The sequence below is a fragment of the Streptomyces novaecaesareae genome (genome assembly GCF_000716875.1).
GTDB lineage: Bacteria > Actinomycetota > Actinomycetes > Streptomycetales > Streptomycetaceae > Kitasatospora > Kitasatospora novaecaesareae.
The window spans coordinates 1-25,435 of sequence record NZ_JNWQ01000007.1 but is presented as its reverse complement, the minus strand read 5'-3'; the positions used below and the strand labels follow the sequence as shown (position 1 = coordinate 25,435).

Annotated in this window: 21 protein-coding genes; 17 read left to right on the top strand and 4 right to left on the bottom strand. The window is 72.8% G+C overall.

Going from position 1 to position 25,435, the window contains the following annotated elements:
• The first annotated feature begins 75 nt into the window (after window positions 1-75).
• A complete protein-coding gene (locus OP86_RS04200; RefSeq protein ID WP_030060163.1) occupies window positions 76-465 on the top strand; it encodes a DUF3040 domain-containing protein in 390 nt (129 codons plus the stop codon).
• A 97-nt stretch (window positions 466-562) separates the two neighbouring features.
• Here the strand turns inward: OP86_RS04200 and OP86_RS04195 are convergent, their stop codons facing one another.
• The 4 genes from OP86_RS04195 to OP86_RS04180 form a co-directional block, all read right to left on the bottom strand.
• The gene (locus OP86_RS04195) at window positions 563-2,992 is read right to left on the bottom strand and encodes a transglutaminase TgpA family protein (RefSeq protein ID WP_030257227.1); all 2,430 of its coding nucleotides are present in this window, start codon (window positions 2,990-2,992) and stop codon (window positions 563-565) included.
• Window positions 2,989-4,311, bottom strand: coding sequence for a DUF58 domain-containing protein (locus OP86_RS04190; protein ID WP_030257224.1), 1,323 nt, complete (start codon window positions 4,309-4,311; stop codon window positions 2,989-2,991). Before OP86_RS04190 ends, OP86_RS04195 begins: the two co-directional genes overlap by 4 nt.
• Window position 4,312: 1 nt before the next feature.
• On the bottom strand, window positions 4,313-5,284 hold the full coding sequence (locus tag OP86_RS04185; RefSeq protein WP_033330965.1) for an AAA family ATPase: 972 nt from the start codon (window positions 5,282-5,284) through the stop codon (window positions 4,313-4,315).
• 317 nt (window positions 5,285-5,601) lie between these two features.
• Window positions 5,602-6,144: a beta-class carbonic anhydrase gene (locus OP86_RS04180; RefSeq protein ID WP_030060158.1), complete on the bottom strand. Its 543-nt coding sequence runs from the start codon at window positions 6,142-6,144 to the stop codon at window positions 5,602-5,604.
• Between the two features lie 539 nt (window positions 6,145-6,683).
• On the opposite strand from OP86_RS04180, the gene rsmH reads away from it, so the two are divergent.
• From rsmH to OP86_RS04100, 16 genes are all read left to right on the top strand, one after another.
• Window positions 6,684-7,658 (top strand): 16S rRNA (cytosine(1402)-N(4))-methyltransferase RsmH, encoded by a 975-nt coding sequence (gene rsmH, locus OP86_RS04175; protein ID WP_030257221.1) that lies wholly within the window; start codon window positions 6,684-6,686, stop codon window positions 7,656-7,658.
• Between the two features lie 156 nt (window positions 7,659-7,814).
• Window positions 7,815-8,315 (top strand): cell division protein FtsL, encoded by a 501-nt coding sequence (gene ftsL, locus OP86_RS37370; RefSeq protein WP_063832290.1) that lies wholly within the window; start codon window positions 7,815-7,817, stop codon window positions 8,313-8,315.
• A 73-nt stretch (window positions 8,316-8,388) separates the two neighbouring features.
• On the top strand, window positions 8,389-10,566 hold the full coding sequence (locus tag OP86_RS04165) for a peptidoglycan D,D-transpeptidase FtsI family protein (protein WP_078588660.1): 2,178 nt from the start codon (window positions 8,389-8,391) through the stop codon (window positions 10,564-10,566).
• A 6-nt stretch (window positions 10,567-10,572) separates the two neighbouring features.
• A complete protein-coding gene (locus tag OP86_RS04160) occupies window positions 10,573-12,225 on the top strand; it encodes a UDP-N-acetylmuramoyl-L-alanyl-D-glutamate--2,6-diaminopimelate ligase (protein WP_078588658.1) in 1,653 nt (550 codons plus the stop codon).
• Window positions 12,222-13,625 (top strand): UDP-N-acetylmuramoyl-tripeptide--D-alanyl-D-alanine ligase, encoded by a 1,404-nt coding sequence (locus OP86_RS04155; RefSeq protein WP_030060153.1) that lies wholly within the window; start codon window positions 12,222-12,224, stop codon window positions 13,623-13,625. The genes OP86_RS04160 and OP86_RS04155 overlap by 4 nt, the downstream gene beginning before the upstream one ends.
• Entirely contained in the window at window positions 13,622-14,686 is a 1,065-nt protein-coding gene (gene mraY, locus OP86_RS04150; protein WP_078588656.1) for a phospho-N-acetylmuramoyl-pentapeptide-transferase, read from the top strand. The genes OP86_RS04155 and mraY overlap by 4 nt, the downstream gene beginning before the upstream one ends.
• Window positions 14,683-16,173, top strand: a complete 1,491-nt coding sequence (gene murD / locus OP86_RS04145) for a UDP-N-acetylmuramoyl-L-alanine--D-glutamate ligase (protein ID WP_030257213.1) — start codon at window positions 14,683-14,685, stop codon at window positions 16,171-16,173. The genes mraY and murD overlap by 4 nt, the downstream gene beginning before the upstream one ends.
• Window positions 16,174-16,241: 68 nt before the next feature.
• Window positions 16,242-17,612, top strand: a complete 1,371-nt coding sequence (gene ftsW, locus OP86_RS04140; protein WP_051829665.1) for a putative lipid II flippase FtsW — start codon at window positions 16,242-16,244, stop codon at window positions 17,610-17,612.
• Window positions 17,613-17,618: 6 nt separating this feature from the next.
• Window positions 17,619-18,725, top strand: a complete 1,107-nt coding sequence (gene murG, locus OP86_RS04135) for an undecaprenyldiphospho-muramoylpentapeptide beta-N-acetylglucosaminyltransferase (RefSeq protein WP_030060149.1) — start codon at window positions 17,619-17,621, stop codon at window positions 18,723-18,725.
• Complete coding sequence (locus OP86_RS04130; protein ID WP_051829664.1) at window positions 18,718-19,494, top strand: cell division protein FtsQ/DivIB; 777 nt, start codon at window positions 18,718-18,720, stop codon at window positions 19,492-19,494. Before murG ends, OP86_RS04130 begins: the two co-directional genes overlap by 8 nt.
• Before the next feature lie 363 nt (window positions 19,495-19,857).
• Complete coding sequence (gene ftsZ / locus OP86_RS04125; protein ID WP_030261099.1) at window positions 19,858-21,093, top strand: cell division protein FtsZ; 1,236 nt, start codon at window positions 19,858-19,860, stop codon at window positions 21,091-21,093.
• Window positions 21,090-21,821 carry a peptidoglycan editing factor PgeF gene (pgeF, locus tag OP86_RS04120; RefSeq protein WP_030060146.1) on the top strand — a complete coding sequence of 244 codons (732 nt, stop codon included), beginning with the start codon at window positions 21,090-21,092 and terminating at the stop codon, window positions 21,819-21,821. The genes ftsZ and pgeF overlap by 4 nt, the downstream gene beginning before the upstream one ends.
• Entirely contained in the window at window positions 21,821-22,627 is an 807-nt protein-coding gene (locus tag OP86_RS04115) for a YggS family pyridoxal phosphate-dependent enzyme (protein WP_106973323.1), read from the top strand. The genes pgeF and OP86_RS04115 overlap by 1 nt, the downstream gene beginning before the upstream one ends.
• A 310-nt stretch (window positions 22,628-22,937) precedes the next feature.
• The gene (locus OP86_RS04110; RefSeq protein ID WP_030060144.1) at window positions 22,938-23,552 is read left to right on the top strand and encodes a cell division protein SepF; all 615 of its coding nucleotides are present in this window, start codon (window positions 22,938-22,940) and stop codon (window positions 23,550-23,552) included.
• 98 nt (window positions 23,553-23,650) lie between these two features.
• Window positions 23,651-23,932: a YggT family protein gene (locus tag OP86_RS04105; protein WP_030060143.1), complete on the top strand. Its 282-nt coding sequence runs from the start codon at window positions 23,651-23,653 to the stop codon at window positions 23,930-23,932.
• 59 nt (window positions 23,933-23,991) lie between these two features.
• Window positions 23,992-25,338, top strand: a complete 1,347-nt coding sequence (locus OP86_RS04100; RefSeq protein WP_030261095.1) for a DivIVA domain-containing protein — start codon at window positions 23,992-23,994, stop codon at window positions 25,336-25,338.
• Window positions 25,339-25,435: the final 97 nt, after the last annotated feature.

The window sequence follows — 25,435 nt, the reverse complement described above, 5'->3', positions numbered from 1 at the left end:
TGGCTGATTGGACTTGCCTCCCCGACCGGGGTGGGCGGACCGGTCGCACCCGCGACCGACGAGTAGGAGGACTCCGTGCCGCTCTCGGAGCACGAGCAGCGACTGCTCGACCAGATGGAGCGAGCGCTGTATGCCGAAGATCCCAAATTCGCGTCGGCGCTTGAGGGAACCGGGCTGCGCACCTACACCCGCCGGCGGGTCTACCTGGCCGTCGCCGGCTTCGTGGTGGGGATCGGCCTGCTGATGGGCGGCATGGTCGTCCCGGACCAGATCTGGGTCAGCGTCGTGGGCTTCCTGGTGATGCTCGGGTGCGCGGTGTTCGCCGTGACCGGCTGGCGCCGCGGGCCCGCGAGCCAGGGCTCCGGGCCCCGTACGGCCGCCGCCCCGCGCCGCAAGGCCGGGATGATGGACCGGGTCGAGCAGCGCTGGCAGCGCCGCCGGGACGAGCAGACCGGCGGCTTCTGAGCCGCGGTCGCTCCGGAAGCCGGAATCCAGAGCCAAGACGCCGGGGGCGGGCAGTCGATCGACTGCCCGCCCCTGGCGTCCGTGTGTCCGGCCCCGGTCAGGACTCCGGGGCGTCCGGCTTGGGCCGCCGGGTGAAGACCCGCCGCACCGGCGCGCAGACCGCCTCGACCGCCCGGCCCACAGCGGTGCCGACGGCCGCCCTGGCCGCCCGTACGGCGTCGGAGATCCGCCACCACAGCTGCGCGGAGGACGGCGGCAGCAGCAGCGCCCGGGCCCGCCCGGCCCGGCCGGCGTTCGCCCGCAGGCCGCGCCGGGCGGTCTGGACGTCGGCGGCCAGCGGCGCCGTGGTCAGCTGCCCGGGCGGGGCGTAGAGCACCCGCTCGGTGGCCAGCGCCAGTCGGCCGGCGGCGGCCGCCGAGTCCGCGTCCAGGGCCGCCTTCTCGGTGATCCGTCGTGCGGCCGAGCGCGGGGTGCGTGACTCGTCCGGGGGAATTCCGAGGTCCCAGGCGGAGTCGATCAGCTCGTCCCAGGCGGCCAGCACCTGGGCGTCGGTCAGTTCCGCCGGGCCGTCCCCGCCGGGCCTGCGCCGCCCGCTCCGGCCGAGCCGGCGACGGCGCACGGCCGTGCGCCAGAACATCGGGAGGAGCAGCAGCGCGATCACCGCCAGCACCGCGGCGAGGGTGCCGAGCACCTGCGCGGACAGCAGCCAGGACTCCTCGGCGGCGTTTGCGACGGCCTTGCCCTTGGGGCCGCAGTCGCCCAGCTGGCGCTGCTTCGCGGTGCAGTCCGAGCTGGCGGACGGCGCCGGGGCGGCCGAGGCGGACTGCGGGGCGGCGGTCGCCTGCTGGGTCGGCGCGGTGGTCGGGGCGCTGGACGCCTCGGTGTAGCGGGTCGGGATGCCGCGGCTCGGGGTCGGCTCGAAGCGCAGCCAGCCGTAGCCGCTGAAGTACAGCTCGGGCCAGGCGTGGTACATCCGGCCGGTGACCGAGTAGACGCTGCCGCCCTTGTTGTCGCCGGGGGTGAAGCCGACGGCGACCCGGGCCGGGATCTTCAGCACCCGGGCCATCGCCGCCATGGTGGAGGCGTAGTGCACGCAGAAGCCCCGGCGGTCGCGCAGGAAGACCGCGATCGCGTTGCTGCCGGTGCCGGCGGAGACGCTGGTGTCGTACTTGAAGTCCGGGCCGGTGAACCAGTTCACCAGCGCCATCGCCCGGTCGTAGTCGTTCTGCGCGCCGGAGGTGACCGACCTGGCCTGCTCGGAGACCACGGAGGGCAGGTCGGACGGGACGGCGGTGTAGTGCTCCCGGACGCTCGACGGTGCGGCGCCTGCCTGGCGCAGCTCGTTGGCGGTGGGCCGCAGGTCCAGGGCGCTGACGTGGTACCGCAGGCCGCGGATCGCCTTGTCGTTGGCCGGGACGACGGTGCGGGTCAGCGGGTCGAGCCGCCAGTCGCCCCGGTTGGGGACCTGGACGGTGGCCGCCGGGTAGGGCATCGGCAGCCAGCTGTTCTCCAGGTCGCTGACCTGGAAGTCGCCCTCGATCCGGGGGACGTTGGCGTTGTGCAGGCCCTCGGGGGGAGGCAGCGTCGTCGGGAGGTCGCTGACCGTGGTGCTGGCGAGCTTCCAGTTGGTGCCGTCGAACTGGTCCAGCGAACCGGTCCGCAGGTAGACCTGGTCGGCCAGCGTGCTGTCCAGGGTGTAGCTGAGCAGCTCGGCGTCGGTGGGCTTGGTGATCGCGGCCTCCAGGCTGACCAGCGGGTCGAGGCTGGTCGCCACGCTCCCGCCGCGCCCCGTGCCGCCCGAGCCGCCGGAGCCCGAGTGCAGCAGTCCGCCGCCCCACTGCGGCAGGACCGCCGGGAGCAGCATCGCCACGGCCAGGGCCAGGATGCCGACCTGCTGGCCGCCCGGGCTGACCGACTCCGATTTCACCATGCCGCGCGCGCCGCCGCGGAAGATCCGGCCCCAGCGGGACACCCTGTCCTGGCCCTCGACGAACAGCAGCAGCAGGTAGCCGGCCGCGGCGACGGCGAACCAGAGCCAGCTGCCGTGGTCCCCGGCGAGGCCGTTGCCGATCGAGTAGAGCGCCAGCAGCGGCAGACCGGCCAGCGCCGCCCGGCGGTAGGTCACCGCGACGGTGTCCACCGCGACGGCGATCAGGCCGACCGCGGAGACCAGGATCAGCCGCAGCCCGGGGGTGGGCGGCGCGGGGATCGCGTACTGCTGGATGTCGTCCAGTCCGGAGGCGAAGACCTGGTCCAGGACCCGCATCGTGGACGGCCCGGGCAGCATCCCGCCGGCACCGGCGAAGCCGAGCAGCATCAGCAGGAGCAGCACCAGCAGCTGCCCGATCGGCACCGTCCAGCGGTACAGCGGGGAGCGGCGCAGGCCCGCGCCGACCGCGGCGAGCACGACGATCACCAGGACGGCGTGGGTCAGCCAGCTGCGTGAGGTCAGCAGCGGCAGCATGCAGAGCGAGGCGAGGGACGTGGCCAGCGCCGAGTACAGGGTCAGTTTGGCCCGGGTGGTCACGCGCCGGCCTCTTCTCGGTTGGGGGCGGTCGTCTTGGCGCCTTCGACGGCCCGCCACAGGGCCGGCAGGGAGTCGCCGGCGCGCACCGGGATCACCGTCCAGCCGGCCTCGCGCAGCTTTCGGACCCGGGCCCGGACCTCGTCGCCGCCGGTGTTCGGGGCGAGCATCCGCAGGCCGGCCCAGGTGCCGGTGTCCAGCAGGAAGGCGATCGCGCCGCCGGTGCGGCTGCGCAGCCGGCCCAGCCGGGCGGTCTGGGTGTCGTCCAGCTCGCCGAGGACGGCGACCAGCAGGCCCTCGCCGCCGGTGCGCAGCGGCTCCTCGGCGCGGGAGAGCGTGCCGCCGTCGGACAGGTCGGCGACCGCGAGGGCGTCCAGGATCAGCCCGGAGGTGTCGGCGGCGCTGTTGCTGCCGCCCGCGCCGGGGCCGGGCACCGCCAGGCCGGTGTCGGTGAGCAGCTGGGTCTGGTAGCCGCGCTCCAGCAGGTGCGCGGCGACGGAGGCGGCGCAGCTGACCGCCCACTCGAAGGAGGAGGCGGGGCCGCTGCCGCGGTGGCCGATCTCGCGGGTGTCCAGCAGGACGGTGGCCCGGGCCCGCTGCGGCTGCTCCTCGCGGCGCACCATCAGCTCGCCGTACTTGGCGGTGGAGCGCCAGTGCACCCGGCGCAGGTCGTCGCCCGGCCGGTACTCGCGCAGGATCACGTCGTCGTCGCCGGCCAGCGCCAGGGTGCGGCTGTGGCTCTCGCCCTGGCCGAGCCACTCGCCGCTGAGCCGGACGTGCGGCAGGGCCTGGATCTGCGGGACGACGGTGAGGACGTCGGAGGCGGTGAAGGCGCGGGTCACCTCGCACATCCCGAACGGGTCGGACAACCGCAGCTGCAGCGGGCCGAGCGGGTAGCGGCCGCGCAGGTCGGAGCGGACCCGGTAGGAGACCTCGCGGTGGCCGCGCGGCTCGACCCGGTCCAGTACGAAGCGCGGCCGCGGCCCGAGCACGTACGGGACCTTGTCCTCCAGGAGGAGCAGCCCGGTGGGCACCCGGGAGACGTTGTCGAGCCGCAGGTGGACCCGGGCCTCCTGGCCGGCGATCGCCCGGCGCGGGCTGAGCCGGCGGCCGCTGGCCACCCGGTAGCGGGTGTTGGCGACCACCACGACGGCGACCAGCGGCAGCGCGGCGAGCAGCACGCCGACGCGCAGCAGCGCGTCCTGGCCGAGCAGGTAGGCGCAGCCCACCGCGGTGATCCCGGCGGCGAGGAAGGAGCGGCCCCGGGTGGTGAGGCCGCGGAATCCGGCCCGCAGTCCCGATGCTGAGTCGGACTGGGCCACCTCAGCCCCTCCGGACGGCCGGGCCGCCCTGCGGGCGCGGCAGCGGCAGCCGGGCGACCAGGTCGGTCACGATCTGCTCGGAGGTGCGGCGGCTGAGCTGGGTCTCGGCGGTCGGCATCAGCCGGTGCGCGAGGACGGGGACGGCGAGGCGCTGGACGTCGTCCGGGGTGACGTAGTCGCGCCCGTCCAGCGCGGCGGCGGCGCGGGCGGCCCGGACCAGGTGCAGGGTGGCGCGCGGCGAGGCGCCCAGGCGCAGCTCGTGGCTGGTGCGGGTCGCGCCGACCAGGTCGACGGCGTAGCGGCGGACCGGGTCGGCGATGTGCACGGTGCGGACGAGGTCGATCAGCTTGAGGATGTCGGCGGCGTGCGCGACGGGCTGCAGGTCCTCCAGCGGGCTGGCGCCGGAGTGCACGTCCAGCATCGCGAGCTCGGCCTCGGGGCTGGGGTAGCCGATCGAGATCCGGGCCATGAAGCGGTCGCGCTGGGCCTCGGGGAGGGGGTAGGTGCCCTCCATCTCGACCGGGTTCTGGGTGGCCACGACCATGAACGGCGAGGGCAACTCGTAGCTGGTGCCGTCGATGGTGACCTGGCGCTCCTCCATGGACTCCAGCAGCGCGGACTGGGTCTTGGGCGAGGCGCGGTTGATCTCGTCGCCGACCACGATCTGGGCGAAGATCGCGCCCGGGCGGAACTCGAAGTCGCGCCGCTGCTGGTCGTAGATGTTGGTGCCGGTGACGTCCGAGGGCAGCAGGTCGGGCGTGAACTGGATGCGGCGCACGGTGCAGTCGACGGACCGGGCCAGCGCCTTGGCCAGCATGGTCTTGCCGACGCCGGGGACGTCCTCCAGCAGCAGGTGGCCCTCGGCGAGCAGGACGGTCAGGGCGATCCGGACGGCCTCCGGCTTGCCCTCGATCACGCTCTCGATGTTGGCGCGGACGCGGTCCACGACCGCCGCGAGCTCGGGGAGTCCGATCGGCTGGTACCCGTCCGTCCTCCGCTCGCCCCCTGCGGGACCGCCGAGACCGGCCTGATCGTTGTAGCTCGTCACCCGTTTACGCTCCCTGGCACCCTGTGCCCGCCCCGTCCCGAGGCCGGACCCCACCCCATGCTTGACGCGGCCGTCCCGGGGACGGTTCCGATGGAGGATCCGGCGTCGGGGAGGCGGCCTGCGGCCCGGCCGCCCCAGGTGGTTCGGGGTCCGACCGGCAGCCGCATTGTCCCCCGTGCGGTGGCCAGAAGTCACCATTCGGCCGTCGCCGAATGCCCGGGAGGGGCCGGCCGGGGCCGGGGCTACTTGATCTCGCGCAGCAGGCCGGTGTGGACGTCGAAGACGAAGCCGCGGACGTCGTCGGTGTGCAGCAGGAAGGGGGAGGTGCGCACGCGCTGCATGGACTGGCGGACGTCGCCGTCCAGGTCGACGAAGGCCTCCACCGCCCACTGCGGGCGCTGGCCCACTTCCAGCTCCAGCTCGCGGCGGAAGTCCTCGGTGAGGCCGAGCAGACCGCAGCCGGTGTGGTGGATGAGCGCGATCGAGCGGGTGCCGAGGGCGCGCTGGCTGATGGTCAGGGACCGGATGGTGTCGTCGGTGACGACGCCGCCGGCGTTGCGGATGACGTGCGCGTCGCCGAGTTCGAGGCCGAGCGCCGCGAACAGGTCGAGGCGGGCGTCCATGCAGGCCACCACGGCGATCTTCTGCACCGGGCGGGCGTCCATGCCGCCGTCCTGGAAGGTCACCGCGTACTCGCGGTTGGCCGAGACGAAGCGGTCGATGATGGTGGGGCGGGCGGAGTCGGCAGCGGCGGTCGGCGTGGGCCGGTCGGGAGTCACTGTCATGGCGGCGACGTTAGTGGGATTCCGGCCTCCGCGGTGGGGCGGAGAGCTACAGAACGAGCCGCTGTGATCGAGCGCATAGCCACAACGGGACGGTTTGTCCCGGCTGCTCCCGAGGTGGTCCGTACGCGGTCGCGGGATGGGGGGCGCGCGGCGGCTGCCGTGGGCCCCCGGATCGGACCGCCGCAGGGCCACCCCGACGGCCGCGACCTGCGACGATCCGTACCGCCGCCCGGGTGGTGCGCCGGAGCGGACCATTGACTGGCGAGGCCCGCGCGATAGAGTTTGCGGCGCAGTGGAGCACACCCGCCGGAGCCCGTCAACCGGGCGTTCCCGGCCGGTGCGGCCCGGTCGACGCGGTCCGTGGCCTCCACCCGCTCCGTGCCACCTGGCGCACCTTCCCCGGCGCCGGGCGGTCACGATCTTCCCCTTGAGCGGGCGGGGACCACGGGCCGCTTCGTCGTGCCGGGGGGCGGTGGGCGAGAATGGTCGCAGCTCCCGGACGTCGGGCTGCTCCGCACCGAGGAAGGGCGCCGTCGCGCATGACCACCAACGAACCGGGCCCCAAGCACGTCCCGGTGATGCTGCAGCGGTGCATGGACGCACTGGCTCCGGCGATCTCGCGTCCCGGTGCTGTGGTGGTGGACGCCACGCTCGGCCTCGGCGGGCACAGCGAGGCGCTGCTCACCCAGTTCCCCGAGGTCCGGCTGGTCGCGGTGGACCGTGACCCGCAGGCGCTGAAGCTGTCGGGCGAGCGGCTGGCCCCGTTCGGCGACCGGGCCACCCTGGTGCACGCCGTGTACGACGAGATCCCCGAGGTGCTGGAGCGCCTGGGCATCGACCGGGTGGACGGCGTCCTGTTCGACCTCGGCGTCTCCTCGATGCAGCTGGACGAGGCGGACCGCGGCTTCGCGTACGCCCAGGACGCGCCGCTGGACATGCGGATGGACCAGACCCGCGGGATCAGCGCGGCGGAGGTGCTGAACACCTACAGCCACGGCGAGCTGGCCCGGATCCTCAAGTTCTACGGCGAGGAGCGGTTCGCCGGGAAGATCGCCTCGGTGATCGTGCGGGAGCGGGCGAAGGAACCGTTCACCACGAGCGCGCGTCTGGTCGAGTTGGTGCGCAACGCGATTCCGGCGGCGACCCGCCGCACCGGCGGGAACCCGGCCAAGCGGACGTTCCAGGCGCTGCGGATCGAGGTCAACGGCGAGCTGGAGGTCCTGGACCGGGCGATCCCCGGGGCGCTGGACGTCCTCACGATCGGCGGTCGGATGGTCGTGATGTCGTACCAGTCGCTGGAGGACCGCCTGGTGAAGCAGTACTTCGCTGCCGGGGCGACCAACACCGCCCCGCCGGGGCTGCCGTTCATCCCGGAGGAGCACCAGCCCTGGCTCAAACTGATCACCCGCGGTGCCGAGCTGGCCACCGAGGAGGAGATCGAGGAGAACCGGCGTGCCGCGCCCGTACGGCTGCGGGTGGCGGAGAGGATCAGGGACCGAAGCAAGCGGGGCTGACGAACCGGCCCGGCGGGGTCCGAAGGGCGGAGGAAGGCAGTGGGGCCGGTGGCCGGTGAGGTCCGGGCGGGGCGGGGAGGACTCCCCGGACAGGGCAGGGCACGCATCACGGTCCGGCCGGGGAAGCGCCCGGTCCGGGGGCGCACGCCGTTCGCGGTGCTCATCGTGGCCCTGCTCGCGGCGGGGCTGTTCGGGCTGCTGGCGCTGAACACGGCGCTCAACGAGGGCTCCTTCGAGCTGTCCCGGCTGCAGAAGCAGACCACCAAGGCGACCGACGAGCAGCAGAGCCTGCAGCACGAGATCGACAAGAGCTCGGCGCCGGACGCGCTGGCCAGGCGGGCCGCCGAACTGGGCATGGTCCCGGCCGGCGGGATGGCCTTCCTGGACGTACCGAACGGCGGCAAGGTGGTCGGCACCCCGGGCCCGGCGCAGGACAGCCCGCCCGTCAAGCGTTCGACGGCCGAGCCGTGGCCGACGAAGACCGCGCCCACGCCGAGCGCCCCTCAGCCGGGCGCCGGGCAGTCGCCGGCTCCGCAGAGCGCACCGACCGCACCGACGACGCCGACGACGCCGACCACGGCGGCCTCGGCCGGCGACTCGGTGATCCAGCTCAACCCGGCCTCGCCGGCCCAGTCGAACGGGGGTGCGGGTCGATGAGCGAGTGGAACGCGCGGACCATCGAGGGAAGCGCATCGTGCGCAGCGCCTGCCGAGCGCGGCGAGGTGGTCGCATGAGCACGCCTCGTCAGCCCTCCGGGGGATCCGGCTCCGGCAGCAGCCGCCGCCCGGCACCCCGGGGCGCCGCGCCGCGCGCCCAGTCCGGCAAGGGACAGCCCACCCAGGGGCAGCCGGCCAAGGGCCAGCCGACCCGCAGCCAGTCGGCCAAGGCGCAGCCCGCCAAGACCGCCGCCGTCCGTACCCCGCGTGCGCCGCAGCCGCGCCGCCCCGAGGAGCGTCCGGCGGCCCGCAGCCAGGCGGCGGTGCGGCCGCGCCCGAAGACCCGCCCGGCGCTGCGCCCCAAGGCGCTCAAGCTGGCCGAGCCGAAGCGCCGCCTGCGGGTGATCACCGTGGCGATGTCGCTGGTGTTCTCGGTGTTCGCCGGCCGCCTCGTCCAGCTCCAGCTGGTGGACTCCGACGCGCTGGCCGCCGACGCCAACAACAACCGCTACATGAACATCCCGATCACCGCCGAGCGCGGCTCGATAGCGTCCGCGGACGGCGTGGCGCTGGCCGCCACCGTCGACGCGTACGACATCACCGCCGACCCGGCGATGTTCACCCCGGAGGCGACCGGCATCCCGGACGCGCCGGAGCAGGCGGCCGCGCTGCTGTCGCCGATCCTCGGGCTGCCCAAGGAGAGGATCGCCGCCGACCTGCACACCCCCAAGACCCGCTACAAGCGGCTCGCCGCCCAGCAGACCCCGGCCGCCAAGAACCAGATCAGCGACCTCAAGGCGAGCCTGGAGAAGCAGGCCGGCTCGCGGGCCTGCCAGCTGCAGAAGAAGCTGCTGGGCAAGCCCGCCGACCAGGGCGGGCGCGCCCGGGTGGACAACGAGTGCGCCAACCCGCTGGCCGGGGTGTTCAACCGGGAGACCCAGAAGCGCGTCTACCCCGCCGGCGGGCTGGCCGCCAACCTGGTCGGCTTCGTCAACGGGGAGGGCGCGGGCGCAGGGGGGCTCGAACTGCAGTACCAGCAGCAGCTGGCCGGCAAGGACGGCCACAGCAGCTACGCCCAGGCGGGCGGGCGGCTGGTGCCCACCGCCGGCGGCTCGATGGACCCGGCCGTGGCCGGCAGCGACGTCAAGCTGACCATCAACCGGGACATCCAGTGGGCCGCCCAGCGGGCGATCACCGACCAGGTGGCCAACTCCGGCGCGGAGAAGGGCTACGTCGTGGTCCAGGACGTGAAGACCGGCCAGGTCCTCGCGATGGCCACCGCGCCCGGCTTCAACCCGAACGACCTGAGCCTGTCCAAGCAGGCCCAGCTGGGCAACCCCGCGCTGGTCGACGCGTACGAACCGGGCAGCACCGCCAAGCTGATGAGCCTGGCCGCCGTGCTGGACTCCGGCAAGGCCAACTGGGACACCAAGGTCACCGTGCCGAACCGGCTGGTGCGCGCCGGCCAGCAGTTCAAGGACGACGTCGAGCACGGCGACTGGTACCTCACCCTGGCCGGGGTGCTGGCCAAGTCCTCCAACATCGGCACCATCGAGGCGGTCGAGACCCTCGGCGACGGCAACCAGCTGCAGGCGAACAAGGTGCTGGACGGCTACATGCGCAAGTTCGGCGTCGCCCGGCCGACCGGCCTGAACTTCCCCGGGGAGACCCCGGGGATGCTCAAGAAGCCGGAGGACCTCGTCGCCTCGGAGAAGTACAACATCTCCTTCGGCCAGGGCCCGCTGCAGATGAACGCCCTCCAGGCCACCTCGGTCTACTCGACCATCGCCAACGGCGGGGTGCGGGTGGCGCCGAGCGTCGTCCAGGGCGTCACCGGCCCGGACGGCAAGTACAGCCCGACCCCGGCGGGCGAGCAGACCCGGGTGGTCAGCCCGGAGACCGCCAAGACCCTCACGTCGATGCTGGAATCGGTCGTCGACGACGAGCAGGGCACCGGCGGCAAGGCCGCCATCCCCGGCTACCGGGTCGCCGGCAAGACCGGCACCGCCAACCGGGGGGCCGCCAACGGCGTCGGCTACGACGGCTACACCGCCTCCTTCATCGGCTTCGCCCCCGCCGACGCCCCCCGGGTCACCGTCTCCTGCACCCTCCAGGGGCCGGTCAACGGCCACTTCGGCGGCCAGCTGTGCGGCCCGGTGTTCAAGCAGGTGATGGAGTTCACCCTGAAGACCCTGCAGGTCCCGCCGAGTGGCAGCCAGGCGCCCAACCTGCCCGTCGACTGGAAGCCGTGAGCGAGGATGAGCAACGAGCGGGGCGGGCCGGACGACGGCGCGGCGAAGGGCCGGTTTGGCCCTGGACACCCTTCGGCGGATAGCCTTCCCGCCGTGCCGAAACCCGATCAAACCACCGTGAGTCCGCCCCGCCCGACCGGGACCACCGCTCTGCCGCTCGCCGAACTGGCCCGCCAGCTGGGCCTGGCGCCCGTCGAGGGCGGTGCCGTGAGCGGCGTCACCCACGACTCCCGCGCGGTCCGCCCGGGCGACGTGTACGTGGCCTTCCCGGGCGCCAACCACCACGGCGCGGCCTTCTCGGCCAAGGCCGCGCAGGCCGGCGCGGTGGCCGTGCTCACCGACCCGGCCGGCGCCGAGCTGGCGGCCGACACCGGCCTGCCGCTGCTGGTCGTCGACCGGCCGCGGGCCCGGATGGGCGAGCTGGCCGCGATCGTCTACGGCCGCCCCTCCGAGCGGCTGCTGATGATCGGGCTGACCGGCACCAACGGCAAGACCACCACCTCGTACCTGGTCGAGGGCGGTCTGCGCGGCGCCGGGCGCAGCCCCGGCGTGATCGGCACCGTCGAGATGCGGGTCGGCGAGGAGCGGATCAAGAGCGAGCGCACCACCCCCGAGGCCACCGACCTGCACGCGATCCTCGGCGTGATGGCCGAGCGCGGCGCCGACGCGGTGACCATGGAGGTCTCCAGCCACGCCCTGGTCTTCGGCCGCACCGACGGCGTCGCGTACGACGTCGCGCTGTTCAACAACCTCACGCCCGAGCACCTCGACTTCCACCCGGACATGGAGGACTACTTCCAGGCGAAGGCCCGGCTCTTCCAGCCCGGGAAGTCCCGCCACGGCGTGGTCAACCTGGACGACGAGTACGGCCGCCGGCTCGCCGCCGAGGCCAAGATCCCGGTGACGACCTTCTCCGCCGTCGGCGCCCCGGAGGCCGACTGGCGGGCCGTGGACGTCCAGCTCGGCCCGGTCGGCTCCACCTTCCGGGTGCTCGGCCCGGACGGCGCCGAAGCCGATGCCTCGGTGCCGCTGCCCGGCCCCTTCAACGTCGCCAACGCGCTTGCCGCGATCACCACGCTGGTCGCCGCCGGGCTGCCGCTGGAGCGTGCCGTGGCCGGCGTGGCCGCCGTCCCCGGTGTGCCGGGCCGGCTGGAGCGGGTGGACGCCGGACAGCCGTTCGTGGCCGTCGTCGACTACGCGCACAAGCCGGACGCCCTGCGGGCCGTCCTCGGCTCGCTGCGCGAGGTCACCAAGGGCCGGCTGCACGTCGTCGTCGGCTGCGGCGGCGACCGCGACCCGCACAAGCGCGGCCCGATGGGCGACATCGCCGCCCGCCTCGCCGACACCGCCCTGCTGACCAGCGACAACCCGCGCAGCGAGGACCCGCTGGCGATCCTCGCCAGCATGCTGACCGGCGCCGCCGCGGTGCCCGAGGCCGAGCGCGGGGCCGTCCTGGTCGTCCCCGACCGGGCCGAGGCGATCCAGCTCGCGGTCGCCCGCGCCCAGGCGGGGGACACCGTGCTGGTGGCCGGCAAGGGCCACGAGCTCGGCCAGTACGTACGAGACGAGATCCGCCCCTTCGACGACCGGGAGGTGCTGCGCGAGTCCATCGCGCGGACCACGGCCGCGCGGGGCGACCGAGGAGTAGAGCAGCAGTGATCGCACTGACCCTCGCCGAGGTGGCCGCCGCAGTCGGGGGCACCCTGGACGGCGCCGACCCGGACGCCCTGGTCACCGGCCCGGTCGAGGTCGACTCGCGGAAGGTGAGCCCCGGCGGCCTGTTCGCGGCCTTCGTCGGCGAGCACGTGGACGGCCACGCGTACGCGGCCACCGCGGTCGAGGCCGGCGCCGTCGCGGTGCTGGCCTCCCGCCCGGTCGGCGTGCCCGCCGTCCTGGTCGACAGTGTGGTGGAGGCGCTCGGCAGGCTGGCCCGTACCGTGGTCGCCCGTGCCGAGGGCACCGCCGTGGTCGCGCTGACCGGCTCGGCCGGCAAGACCAGCACCAAGGACCTGATCGCCCAGCTGCTCCAGCGCCACGGCGAGACCGTCTACCCGCCCGGCTCGCTCAACAACGAGATCGGCCACCCGATGACCGCGCTGCGGGTCGAGGCCGACACCCGGCACCTGGTCATGGAGATGGGCGCCCGGCACAAGGGCGACATCGAGTACCTCACCTCGATCACCCCGCCCAGGGTCGGCGTGGTGCTGAACGTCGGCACCGCCCACGTCGGCGAGTTCGGCTCCCAGGAGGCGATCGCCGAGGCCAAGGGCGAACTCGTCGAGGCGCTGCCCGCCGACGGGGCCGCGATCCTCAACGCGGACGACCGGCTGGTGCGCGCGATGGCCTCCCGCACCAGGGCGAAGGTGGTCCTGTTCGGGGAGTCCCCGGACGCCCACGTCCGGGCGACGGACGTTCGCCTGGACGCCACCGGACGGCCATCCTTCACGCTCACCACCCCAGCCGGTTCCGCGCCCGTGCAGCTGCGCCTGTACGGTGAGCACCACGTCTCGAACGCCCTCGCCGCCGCCGCGGTGGCGGTGGAGCTCGGGATGTCCGTCGACGACACCGCCGCAGCCCTGGGCGAGGCGGGTGCGCTGTCCCGCTGGCGCATGGAGGTCGTCGACCGGGCCGATGGTGTCACCGTCGTCAACGACGCCTACAACGCGAACCCCGACTCGATGCGGGCCGCGCTGCGGGCGCTGGTCTCGATGGGCGGCCGGGGCCCGGAGCGCCGCCGTACCTGGGCGGTGCTCGGCGAGATGCGGGAGCTCGGCGAGGAGAGCCTGGCCGAGCACGACGCCATCGGGCGGCTCGCCGTCCGGCTGGACGTCACCAAGCTGGTGGCGGTCGGCGGACGCGAGGCGGCCTGCATGGAACTCGGCGCGAGGAACGAAGGTTCGTGGGGTGAGGAGTCGGTGCTGGTGTCCGACGCGGACGCGGCGGTCGAGTTGCTGCGCAGTCAGCTGCGACCGGGGGATGTGGTCCTGGTGAAGGCATCCCGTTCGGTGGGGCTGGAAAAGGTGGCCGAGGCGCTCCTGGCGGACGGTGCTGCCCGATGATGAAGCAGATCCTCATCTCCGGGATGATCGGCCTGATCCTCTCGCTGGTCGGCACGCCCGCCCTGATCAAGCTGCTCGCCCGGCAGGGCTACGGCCAGTACATCCGCGACGACGGGCCGAAGGCGCACCACAGCAAGAAGGGCACGCCCACCATGGGCGGCATCGCCTTCATCCTGGCGACCCTGATCGCGTACTTCGGCACCAAGGCGATAACGGGCGAGCCCCCGACCGCCTCGGGGCTGCTGGTGCTCTTCCTGACCACGGGCCTCGGCCTGGTCGGCTTCCTGGACGACTACATCAAGGTGGTCAAGCGCCGCTCGCTGGGCCTGCGGGCCAAGGCGAAGCTGGCCGGCCAGTCCATCGTCGGCCTCGTCTTCGCGGTCCTGGCGCTGCAGTTCCACGACGACCGCGGGCTCAGCCCGGCCTCCCAGTCGCTGTCCTTCGTGCGCGACTTCAAGTGGTCGATCGGCCCGGTGCTGTTCGTCATCTTCGCGTACTTCATGATCGCGGCGACCTCGAACGGCGTGAACCTGACGGACGGTCTGGACGGCCTCGCCACCGGCGCCTCGGTGATGGCCTTCGGCGCCTACACCTTCATCGGCGTGTGGGAGTACGGGCAGAGCTGCGCCTACTTCCTCTCCGCCACCAACGCCTGCTACGACGTCCGCGATCCGCTGGACCTCGCGGTGGTCGCGGCCGCGCTGATGGGCTCCTGCTTCGGCTTCCTCTGGTGGAACACCTCGCCCGCCAAGATCTTCATGGGTGACACCGGCTCGCTCGCCCTCGGCGGCGCGCTGGCCGGTCTGGCGATCTGCTCCCGCACCGAGCTGCTGCTCATCCTGCTCGGCGGCCTCTTCATGATCATCACCCTGTCGGTGATCATCCAGGTCGGCTCCTTCCGGATGACCGGCAAGCGCGTCTTCAAGATGGCGCCACTGCAGCACCACTTCGAACTCAAGGGCTGGAGCGAAGTCCTGGTCGTGGTCCGCTTCTGGATCATCCAGGGCCTGTGCGTGGCCGTCGGCCTCGGCCTCTTCTACGCGGGATACCGAACCGGATGACGAACCCCGACTTCTCGAACCTGCCCGTGGTGGTCGCCGGCCTCGGCGTCTCGGGCATCAGCGCCGCACGCGTCCTGAACGGGCTCGGCGCCCGCGTCACCGTGGTCGACGGCGGCAGCGGGCCGGGCCTGGCGGCCCGGGCCGCCGAGCTGGAGGCGCAGGGCGTCGCCGTGCGCCTCGGCGACGGCGCGAGCCTGCCCGAGGGCACCGAACTGATCGTCACCTCGCCCGGCTGGGCGCCGGACAGCCCGCTGTTCGCCGCCGCCGCGGCGGCCGGGGTGCCGGTCTGGGGCGACGTCGAGCTCGCCTGGCGGCTGCGCAAGCCGCTGCCGGGCACCGACGAGCCCGCCCCCTGGCTGGCCGTCACCGGCACCAACGGCAAGACCACCACCGTCCAGATGCTCGCCTCGATCCTCACCGCCGCCGGCAAGCGCACCGCCGCCGTCGGCAACGTCGGGGTCTCGGTGCTGGACGCGGTGCTCGCCGAGGAGCCGTACGACGTGCTCGCCGTCGAGCTCTCCAGCTACCAGCTGCACTGGGCGCCCTCGCTGCGGCCGTACGCGGCGGCCGTGCTCAACCTGGCCCCCGACCACCTCGACTGGCACGGCTCGATGGAGGCGTACGCCGCCGACAAGGGCCGGATCTACCAGGGCAACGTCGTCGCCTGCGTGTACAACCTGGCCGACCCGGCCACCGAGGCGCTGGTCCGCGAGGCCGACGTCGAGGAGGGCTGCCGGGCGATCGGTTTCGGGCTCGGCGCGCCGAGCCCGTCGAACTTCGGCGTGGTGGACGGGCTGCTGGTGGACCGGGCCTTCGTCGAGGACCGGGCCAAGAACGCGGCCGAGCTGGGCGCCGTCGAGGACGTGAGCCCACCCGTCGCCCACCACCACCCTTCTGAGGAAGGCGCTACGCGCCGCCGCCCTGCTGCCCCGCACAACATCGCCAACGCGCTCGCCGCGGCGGCGCTGGCCCGGGCGTACGGCGTCGATCCGAAGGCCGTCCGGGAGGGCCTGCGGGCCTTCCGCCCGGACGCCCACCGGATCGCCGAGGTCGGGACGGTCCGCGAGGTCGCGTACATCGACGACTCCAAGGCCACCAACACCCACGCCGCGGCCGCCTCGCTGGCCGCCTACCGGCCGATCGTCTGGATCGCCGGGGGCCTGGCCAAGGGCGCGACCTTCGACGACCTGGTCCAGGGCGCGGCCGAGCGGCTGCGCGCGGTCGTGCTGATCGGCGAGGACCGGGCGCTGATCCGCGAGGCGCTGGAGCGACACGCTCCGGATGTGCCGGTGATCGAGGCGGCCGAGGGCCAGACTGGCGCGGTGGCGATGACCGAGGTCGTCCGCACGGCCGCGTCGCTCGCCCGATCGGGTGACACGGTGCTGCTGGCCCCGGCCTGCGCCTCGATGGACATGTTCACCAACTACGGCGAGCGCGGCGACCTGTTCGCCGCGGCCGTCCGGGAGCTGGCGGGCCTCGGCGAGTGAGCTGAAGGGCCGCGGGCCCCGAGCGGCCCGGAGGCGAACGAGCCGCAGTTGAAGGAGAGCGGGGAGCGGTGGCGGGGCAGGGCAGGGCGGATTCCGGCGTTGGGAAGCAGGACGCCGCCGAGCCGTGGCGAGTGATCTCCGCCACCACGACCAAGTACAAGTCGGCCGGTCCGCTGGCCCGCGTCCAGGCCCTCCGGGCCCGGGTGCGGTACTGGCTGGACCGGCCGCTCACGCCGTACCTGCTGGTCGTCGGCAGCACGCTGCTGCTGGTCGTGCTCGGCCTGATGATGGTCTTCTCGGCCTCGCAGATCCTCGCCCTGAACCAGCACCACGCGGCCCAGTACTACTTCCTCAAGCAGCTGATCGCGGCCATCCTCGGCCTCGTCCTGCTGATCGGTTTCGCCTCCGTCCCCGTCGCGGTGCTGCGGGTGATCGTCTACCCGGTGATGATCGGGGTGATCGGCGCGCTCACGCTGGTCGCGGTGCCCGGTATCGGGGTGCGGATCAACGGCAACCAGAACTGGCTGGATTTCGGCTTCTTCCAGTTCCAGCCGTCCGAGTTCGCCAAGCTCGCGCTGGTGCTCTGGGGCGCCGACCTGCTCGCCCGCAAGCAGAAGGCGGGCACCCTGAACTCGTGGAAGCACCTGCTGGTGCCGCTGGTACCGGGCGCCCTGCTGCTGCTCGCGCTGATCATGTTCGGCGGCGACATGGGCACGTCGATGATCCTGGTGGCCATGGTGTTCGCGCTGCTCTGGATGGTCGGCGCGCCGCTGCGACTGTTCGTGGCCACCCTGGGGGTGGCGGTGGTGGTCTGCACCGCCCTGGTCGTCACCGTCCCGCACCGGGCGGAGCGCCTCGGCTGCATCGGCGTCACCAAGCTCGACCCCGAGGGCGCCTGCTTCCAGGCCCTGCACGGCGTCTTCGCGTTCGCGAACGGCGGCGGCTTCGGCACCGGCCTCGGCGCCGGCGTGGAGAAATGGGGCCAGCTGCCCGAGGCGCACACCGACTTCATCTTCGCCGCGACCGGCGAGGAACTGGGCCTGGTGGGGACGCTGTCGGTGATCGGTCTCTTCGCGGCACTAGGCTACGCGGGTATCCGTGTGGCCATCGGTACGAAGGATTCCTTCGTCAGGTACGCCGCGGGAGCCGCCACCACCTGGATCATGGCGCAGGCCATGATCAACCTGGGGTCGGCGCTGGGACTGCTGCCCATCGCGGGCGTCCCGCTCCCGCTGTTCTCCTACGGCGGTTCCGCCATGCTGTCGGCCATGTCCGCGATCGGTGTGCTGCTGTGCCTGGCACGCAGCACCTCGGGCGCGAAGGCGGCCCTGGCCGCCCGGAGCAAGAACTCCCGGATCAGGAAGCGACTGGCCCGGGTGCTGCCACGACGACGAACCACAGCGCGCCCGGCCCCCGGGCCGGCACGCAGGGAGCGGTGAATTTCGGTGCATGTCGTACTCGCCGGCGGGGGGACCGCCGGTCACATCGAGCCGGCCATGGCCCTCGCGGACGCACTCCGCAGGCACGACCCGTCCATCGGGATCACCGCCCTGGGCACCGAGCGTGGTCTGGAGACCCGGCTGGTACCCGAACGCGGCTACCAGCTGGAGCTCATCCCGGCCGTTCCGCTGCCCCGCAAGCCCACCCCGGAGCTGATCACCGTCCCCGGCCGGCTGCGCGGCACCGTCCGGGCCGCCCAGGAGATCATCGAGCGGGTCAACGCGGACGCCGTGGTCGGCTTCGGCGGCTACGTCGCGATGCCCGCCTACCTGGCCGCCAAGCGGGCCGGCGTGCCGATCGTGGTGCACGAGGCGAACGCCCGCCCGGGCCTGGCCAACAAGATCGGCGCCCGCTACAGCGACTTCGTGGCCGTCTCCACGCCCGACAGCAAGCTGCGCGACTCCCGGTACATCGGCATCCCGCTGCGCCGGACCATCGCCACCCTGGACCGCAACGCGGCCCGCCCGGAGGCCCGGCACTACTTCGGCCTCGACCAGCGGCTGCCCACCCTGCTGGTCTCCGGCGGCTCCCAGGGCGCGCGCCGGCTCAACGAGGTGGTCACCGCGATCGCTCCGCGGCTCCAGCAGTACGGCGTGCAGATCCTGCACGCCGTCGGCCCGAAGAACGAGCTGCCGCAGGTCGCGGACGTCCCCGGGATGCCGCCGTACCGCCCGGTGCCGTACCTCGACCGGATGGACCTCGCGTACGCGGCGGCCGACATGATGCTCTGCCGGGCCGGCGCCATGACGGTGGCCGAGCTGGCGGCCGTCGGCCTGCCCGGGGCCTTCGTCCCGCTGCCGATCGGCAACGGCGAGCAGCGGCTGAACGCCCAGCCGATGGTCAAGGCCGGCGGTGGCCTGCTGGTGGACGACGCCGAGCTGACCCCGGACTGGGTGCTGCAGAACGTGCTGCCGGTGCTCACCGACCCGCAGCGGCTGTGGGACATGAGCCGGGCGGCCGCCGAGTTCGGCCGCCGGGACGCCGACGACCTGCTGGTCGGCATGGTCTACGAGGCCATCCAGGCCCACCGCGGCGGTCGCCGCCGTGGCTGACGGCCGGCTCGCCGACCCTCTGGAGGAGGAGCTGGAGGGCGAGGAGTCCGCTCCCCGCCTCCGGCTCTCCCGGCGGGGCATCGTGGTGCTGAGCGTGCTCGGCGCCGTGGTGGTGGGCGGGCTGGCCTGGCTGGTGTTCCTCTCGTCGGTCCTGGACGTGCGCAGCGTCGCCGTCCAGGGCACGACCGACGACAAGCTGACGGGGGCCCAGGTCCGCGACGCGATCGGCGGGCTCGGCGACGGCCCGCTGGCCCGGGTGGACCTGGACGTCGTCCGGCACCGGGTGGAGGCGATCCCCCGGGTGGCGAAGGCCGAGGTGTGGCGCGGCTGGCCGCACACCCTGCAGGTGAAGGTCGTCGAGCGCAGGGCGGTGGCCGCCGTCAAGGGGGAGGACGGCCAGTTCACCCAGGTGGATGCCGGGGGCGTGAGCTTCGCCACCGAGGCGGCCCCGCCGGAGGGCGTGCCGGTGGTGGAACTGCGGCTCAGTCAGCAGGCGAATGACGTGGACGGTGTGATTTCCCGTCCGCAGCTGGTGCAGGGCGCGGTGGCGGTGGCCGCCGGGCTCCCGCCGGAGGTCGCAAAACGGGCCGGGGCGGTGCTGGTGCATTCGTACGACGACATCGAGCTGCAGCTCAGCGGGGGTGCGACGGTGCGCTGGGGGAGCCCGGAGCAGAACGACCGCAAGGCCCGGGTACTGATGGCGCTGATGAATCAGAAGGGTACGAACTTCGACGTGACCGCACCGGAGGCGCCGGCGGTGTCGGGATGATCCGGTAGGTTCTGTGCCTGAGGGAGGGGTTGACGCCTCGAAGTGTCGGCCCGACCCTTGGTGGTCACCCCGGTTTCATATGCCGGCCGATGATCACATAGGCTCAAAAGAAAAAGGGAAGCTCGGCGTGTTCGTTGAAACGCGTGCCCGGGGCGACCTAGTGTCCTGTGTCACCAGACTGTGTCCCTTGGTGATGTGACGGAGGCACAGGACTAACCCTAAAGGTCAAGTTTAGGGTTGGGGTCGGCGGTCGGCATTTCGGACATTCAGTCAGAAACCAGGCTCCCTACCCATCGACATCCGTCGGAACGGACCCTCGCCGGGCCGGGCCGACCCGGAAATTCGAGGCGAGAGGCCTTCGACGTGGCAGCACCGCAGAACTACCTCGCAGTCATCAAGGTCGTCGGAATCGGCGGCGGTGGTGTCAACGCCATCAACCGGATGATCGAGGTCGGTCTCAAGGGCGTCGAGTTCATCGCGATCAACACCGATGCGCAGGCCCTCCTCATGAGCGACGCCGACGTCAAGCTCGATGTGGGCCGTGAACTCACCCGGGGCCTCGGCGCCGGCGCCAACCCCGAGGTGGGCCGCAAGGCCGCCGAGGACCACCGCGAGGAGATCGAGGAGGTCCTCAAGGGGGCCGACATGGTCTTCGTGACCGCCGGTGAAGGCGGTGGCACGGGCACGGGCGGCGCGCCCGTCGTCGCCAACATCGCGCGCTCGCTGGGCGCCCTGACCATCGGCGTGGTCACCCGCCCCTTCACCTTCGAGGGCCGGCGCCGGGCCAACCAGGCCGAGGACGGCATCGCGAGCCTGCGCGAAGAGGTCGACACCCTCATCGTGATCCCCAACGACCGGCTGCTGTCCATTTCGGACCGCCAGGTCAGCGTGCTCGACGCGTTCCGCTCGGCCGACCAGGTCCTGCTCTCCGGTGTCCAGGGCATCACCGACCTGATCACCACCCCGGGCCTGATCAACCTCGACTTCGCCGACGTGAAGTCCGTCATGTCGGACGCCGGCTCGGCGCTCATGGGCATCGGCTCGGCCCGCGGCGAGGACCGCGCCAAGGCCGCCGCCGTGATGGCGATCTCCTCGCCGCTGCTGGAGGCCTCGATCGACGGCGCCCGTGGCGTGCTGCTCTCCATCTCGGGCGGCTCCGACCTCGGCCTGTTCGAGATCAACGAGTCGGCCCAGCTGGTCAGCGAGGCCGCCCACCCCGAGGCCAACATCATCTTCGGTGCGGTCATCGACGACGCGCTCGGCGACGAGGTCCGGGTCACCGTCATCGCGGCCGGCTTCGACGGCGGGCAGCCGCCGGCGATCGTCCGCGACCCGGTGGTCAAGTCGACCGCCCCGGAGCGCCCGGCCACGCCGCCGGCCGCCCCGGACCGCCCGGCCGGCCGGCCGTCGTACGGGAGCATCGGCTCGGTGACGTCCCGTTCGGAGGGGGAGACCTCGGCCGCCGCGCCGAGCCGCTCGGCCGAGACCTCGGCCACCACGACCGCCGCCGCCCCGGTGCCGCCGCAGGTGCAGCCCGTCCGGCAGCCCTACGTGGAGAGCCCGGCCGAGGAACTCGACGTCCCGGACTTCCTTAAGTGATCGATCACGCGGTACACGCGGGTGCTCACTTCGCCTTCACCGACCGGTGGGGCGGGGTGAGCACTTCGCCGTACGGGGAGCTCAACCTCGGCGGCGCGGTGGGGGACGACCCGGAGGCCGTCCGGGAGAACCGGGCGCTCGCCGCCCGGGAGCTGGGGCTCGAACCGGCCGACGTGGTGTGGATGAACCAGGTGCACGGCGCCGAGGTCGCCGTGGTGACGGAGCGCCAGCCGCCGGGGGAGGCCCCGACGGTGGACGCGGTGGTCACCGACCGGCCGCTCGCGCTGGCGGTGCTGACCGCCGACTGCACGCCGGTACTGCTGGCCGACCCGGTGGCGGGCGTGGTGGGCGCGGCCCACGCGGGCCGGCCCGGGCTGGCGGCCGGAGTGGTGCCCGCGGTCGTCCGGGCCATGGTGGAACTGGGGGCGGAGCCGGGACGGATCGTCGCGGCCACCGGGCCCGCGGTCTGCGGCAGCTGCTACGAGGTGCCGGCCGAACTGCGCGCCGAGGTCGCCGCCGTGGTGCCGGCGGCGTTCGCCGAGACCTCCTGGGGGACGCCGGCCCTGGACGTGCCGGAGGGAGTCGCGGCCCAGCTGGCCGCGGCGGGGGTCAGCGAGCCGGTGCGGTCACCGGTCTGCACCCTCGAATCCGCCGATCACTACTCCTATCGCCGCGAGCAGCGCACGGGCCGGCTCGCGAGCTATGTCTGGTTGGGCTCTGATCACTGATGACGAACGACATCTTCGGACCGTTCCCGGGCAGGACCGCCGGTGTTCCCGACCGGAGCTGGCTGGCCACGCTGACCGACGGCCAGCGGGCCCGGTACGAGGAGCTCGGGACCAACCTCGACGTGGTCGAGCGCCGGATCGTGGACGCCTGTGCGGCCGCCGGACGGCCGCGGGACGAGGTCACCCTGATCGTCGTCACCAAGACCTACCCCGCCGAGGACAGCGCGCTGCTGGCCGGGCTCGGTGTGACGGACGTCGCGGAGAACCGCGACCAGGACGCCGCACCCAAGGCGGAGCAGTGCAGAAACCTTCCTCTTGACTGGCACTTCGTCGGACAGCTGCAGACCAACAAGGTCCGCTCGGTCGTCCGGTACGCGAACCACGTGCACTCGGTGGACCGGCTGCGGTTGGTCGAGTCCCTCTCCGCGGCGGTGCTCAAGTCGGAGCGCCCGGAGCTGGGTTGCCTGGTGCAGGTGGCGCTGGACAAGGCGCACGGGGAGGGCGCGCACCGGGCCGGGGTCGCGCCGGAGGACGTCGCGCCACTGGCCGACGCGATCGCCGACACGCCCGGGCTGCGGCTGGACGGTGTGATGACCGTCGCTCCGCTGGCCGGGCCGCTGGCCGGCGACCCGGTCCGGGCCTTCGATCGGCTGGCGGAAATCGCAAGCGCCGTACGGACGGCCCATCCTGCTGCCACCATGGTCTCCGCAGGGATGAGCGGCGACCTTGAGCAGGCGATTGCCGCCGGGGCGACACATGTGCGCGTCGGAACGGCGGTACTCGGAGTGAGGTCACCCCTCAGGTAACGTCACCGGGTAAGTAGATCAGACTGCAGGACAAAATAGGACAGAATCTAGCAGCTCCCCGGAGCGCTAGCGAACCGTGGATCGCAGCTCCGCGGCCCCCACCCCACGAACCCTGACAGGCCGTCGGCCTGACGCGCCGTCGTGGAGGGACCGCGGAATCCGCTGGGCGGGGCCGTACGGCCCGGGCCACCCGGAGACGGAGCCGGTCCGCACGGAGCGAGCGAAGCAGGCGACCACCGGAAGGGGCGCGGCTTCGCGAAGCAGCCACCGAGCGCCCAGCGAGGTGGCCATGAGCGGAGGAGACAGGAGCATGGCCGGCGCAATGCGCAAGATGGCGGTCTACCTCGGCCTCGTGGAGGACGAGACGTACGACGGCCAGGGGTACGACCCCGACGACGACTACGACGCGGACCCCGAGCCGATCCGGACCGGGCAGCGGACCGAGGACATTCCCCGGCCGGCCGCCGCGGCCGCCGCCACGCCCGCCCCGGTCTCCTCGATCACTCCGCAGCCGGTGCCGGCGGCGGTGCCGATCCGACAGGAGACCCCGAGGATGGCCCCCGTGTCGTCCATCACACCCGAACGCCGCCACAACCTGGAGAAGAGCGCCCCGGTGATCATGCCCAAGGTAGTGAACGAACGAGAGCCCTACCGCATCACCACGCTGCACCCCCGGACCTACAACGAGGCCCGTACCATCGGGGAACAGTTCCGCGGCGGGACCCCTGTGATCATGAATCTGACCGAGATGGACGACACCGACGCGAAGCGGCTCGTAGACTTCGCCGCTGGACTCGTCTTCGGTCTGCACGGCAGTATCGAGCGCGTGACACAGAAGGTGTTCCTGCTGTCGCCTGCTAACGTCGATGTCACGGCGGAGGACAAGGCTCGGATCGCCGAGGGTGGGTTCTTCAACCAGAGCTGACCCGGCCACGACTTTACGTGTGGATCTGATCAACAGTGGTTGGCGACAGGTGACGAGCGGCGGGCCCCAGGGCCCGGGACCGGGGAGAGGGAAACGCGATGGACATCGTGTGGGCGGTGCTCTACTACGCCCTGACCGTCTTCCTGGTGTTCCTGCTCGTGCGGCTGGTCATGGACTGGGTCTTCCAGTTCGCGCGTTCGTGGCGGCCCGGCAAGGCCATGGTCCTGGTCCTGGAGGCCACGTACACTGTCACGGATCCGCCGCTCAAGCTTCTTCGGCGGCTCATCCCGCCGTTGCGTTTCGGGGGCGTGGCGCTCGACCTGTCCTTCTTCGTACTGATGATCATTGTGTATGTCCTGATCTCGCTTGTGCACCCCTAGTCGTAGGTGAGCGATGCGACAGGATGCCGGTGTGCCGACGATCACGTTGAGGTGAAGAGATGCCATTGACCCCCGAGGACGTTCGGAACAAGCAGTTCACGACCGTCCGCCTGCGTGAAGGCTATGACGAGGACGAGGTCGATGCCTTCCTCGACGAGGTCGAGGCGGAGCTGACCCGCCTCCTCCGGGAGAACGAGGACCTGCGCGCCAAGCTGGCCGCCGCGACTCGTGCCGCCGCGCAGAACCAGGCCAACCTGCGCAAGGAACCGCAGCAGGACGCCCCCCGCCAGGGCGGCGCCCCGGTTCCGGCCGCCATATCCGGCCCGCCGATCCCCGGCCAGCAGGGCCCGGGCGGCCCGCAGCAGATGGGCCCCGGTGGTCCGCAGCAGATGGGTCCGGGCGGTCCGCAGCAGCAGATGGGCCACGGCGGCCCGCAGCAGCAGATGGGCAACCAGCCCCTCGGCCTGCCCGCCGGCTCCGCCCCGCAGCTCCCGGCCGGCGGCCCGCAGCAGCAGATGAACCAGACCATGGGCGGCCAGCAGCAGCTGGTCCAGCCGATGGGCGGTCAGATGCTGCAGCCCATGGGCGGCCCCGGTGGCCCGCAGCCGATGGGCAACCCGATGGGCCAGGGCATGGGCCAGCAGCAGATGCAGCAGATGGGTGGCCCCATGGGCGGCCCGCAGCAGATGGGCGGCCCCATGGGCGGCCCGATGCAGCAGCAGGGCCCCGGCGGCGACAGCGCCGCCCGCGTGCTCGCGCTCGCCCAGCAGACCGCCGACCAGGCGATCTCCGAGGCCCGTTCCGAGGCCAACAAGATCGTCGGCGAGGCGCGCAGCCGGGCCGAGGGCCTGGAGCGCGACGCCCGTGCCAAGGCCGACGCCCTGGAGCGGGACGCGCAGGAGAAGCACCGCGTCGCGATGGGGTCGCTGGAGTCCGCGCGGGCCACGCTGGAGCGCAAGGTCGAGGACCTGCGGGCGTTCGAGCGTGAGTACCGCACGCGCCTGAAGTCGTACCTGGAGACCCAGCTGCGCCAGCTGGAGTCGCAGGCCGACGACTCGCTCGCCCCGCCGCGGATCCCCGCCACCGCGTCGCTGCCGCCGGCGGCCTCGTCGATGGCGCCGGCCGGTGCCGGTGCGATGAGCTCCGGTGCGCCGTCCTTCGGTGGGAACCAGCCGTCGTTCGGGGGCAGCTCGCCGTCGTTCGGTGGGCAGAGCTCCTTCGGTGGGAACTCCTCGGCGCCGAGCTTCGGCGGGCAGCCGAACGGCGGCAACAGCGGGGCTCCGCAGATGCAGCCGGCCGGGATGACCCAGCCGATGGCGGCCGTCCGTCCGCAGCCGCCGCAGCCGATGCAGCAGGCTCCGGCGCCGATGCGGGGCTTCCTGATCGACGAGGACGGCGACAACTGAGGTTGTAGCAGGGCCTTTTGAGGGCGTCCCCTTTCTGACCTTCGGGTCGGGGAGGGGGCGCTCTTTTTGTGTTCGGGGGAGGGGCCCGATTGGGGGG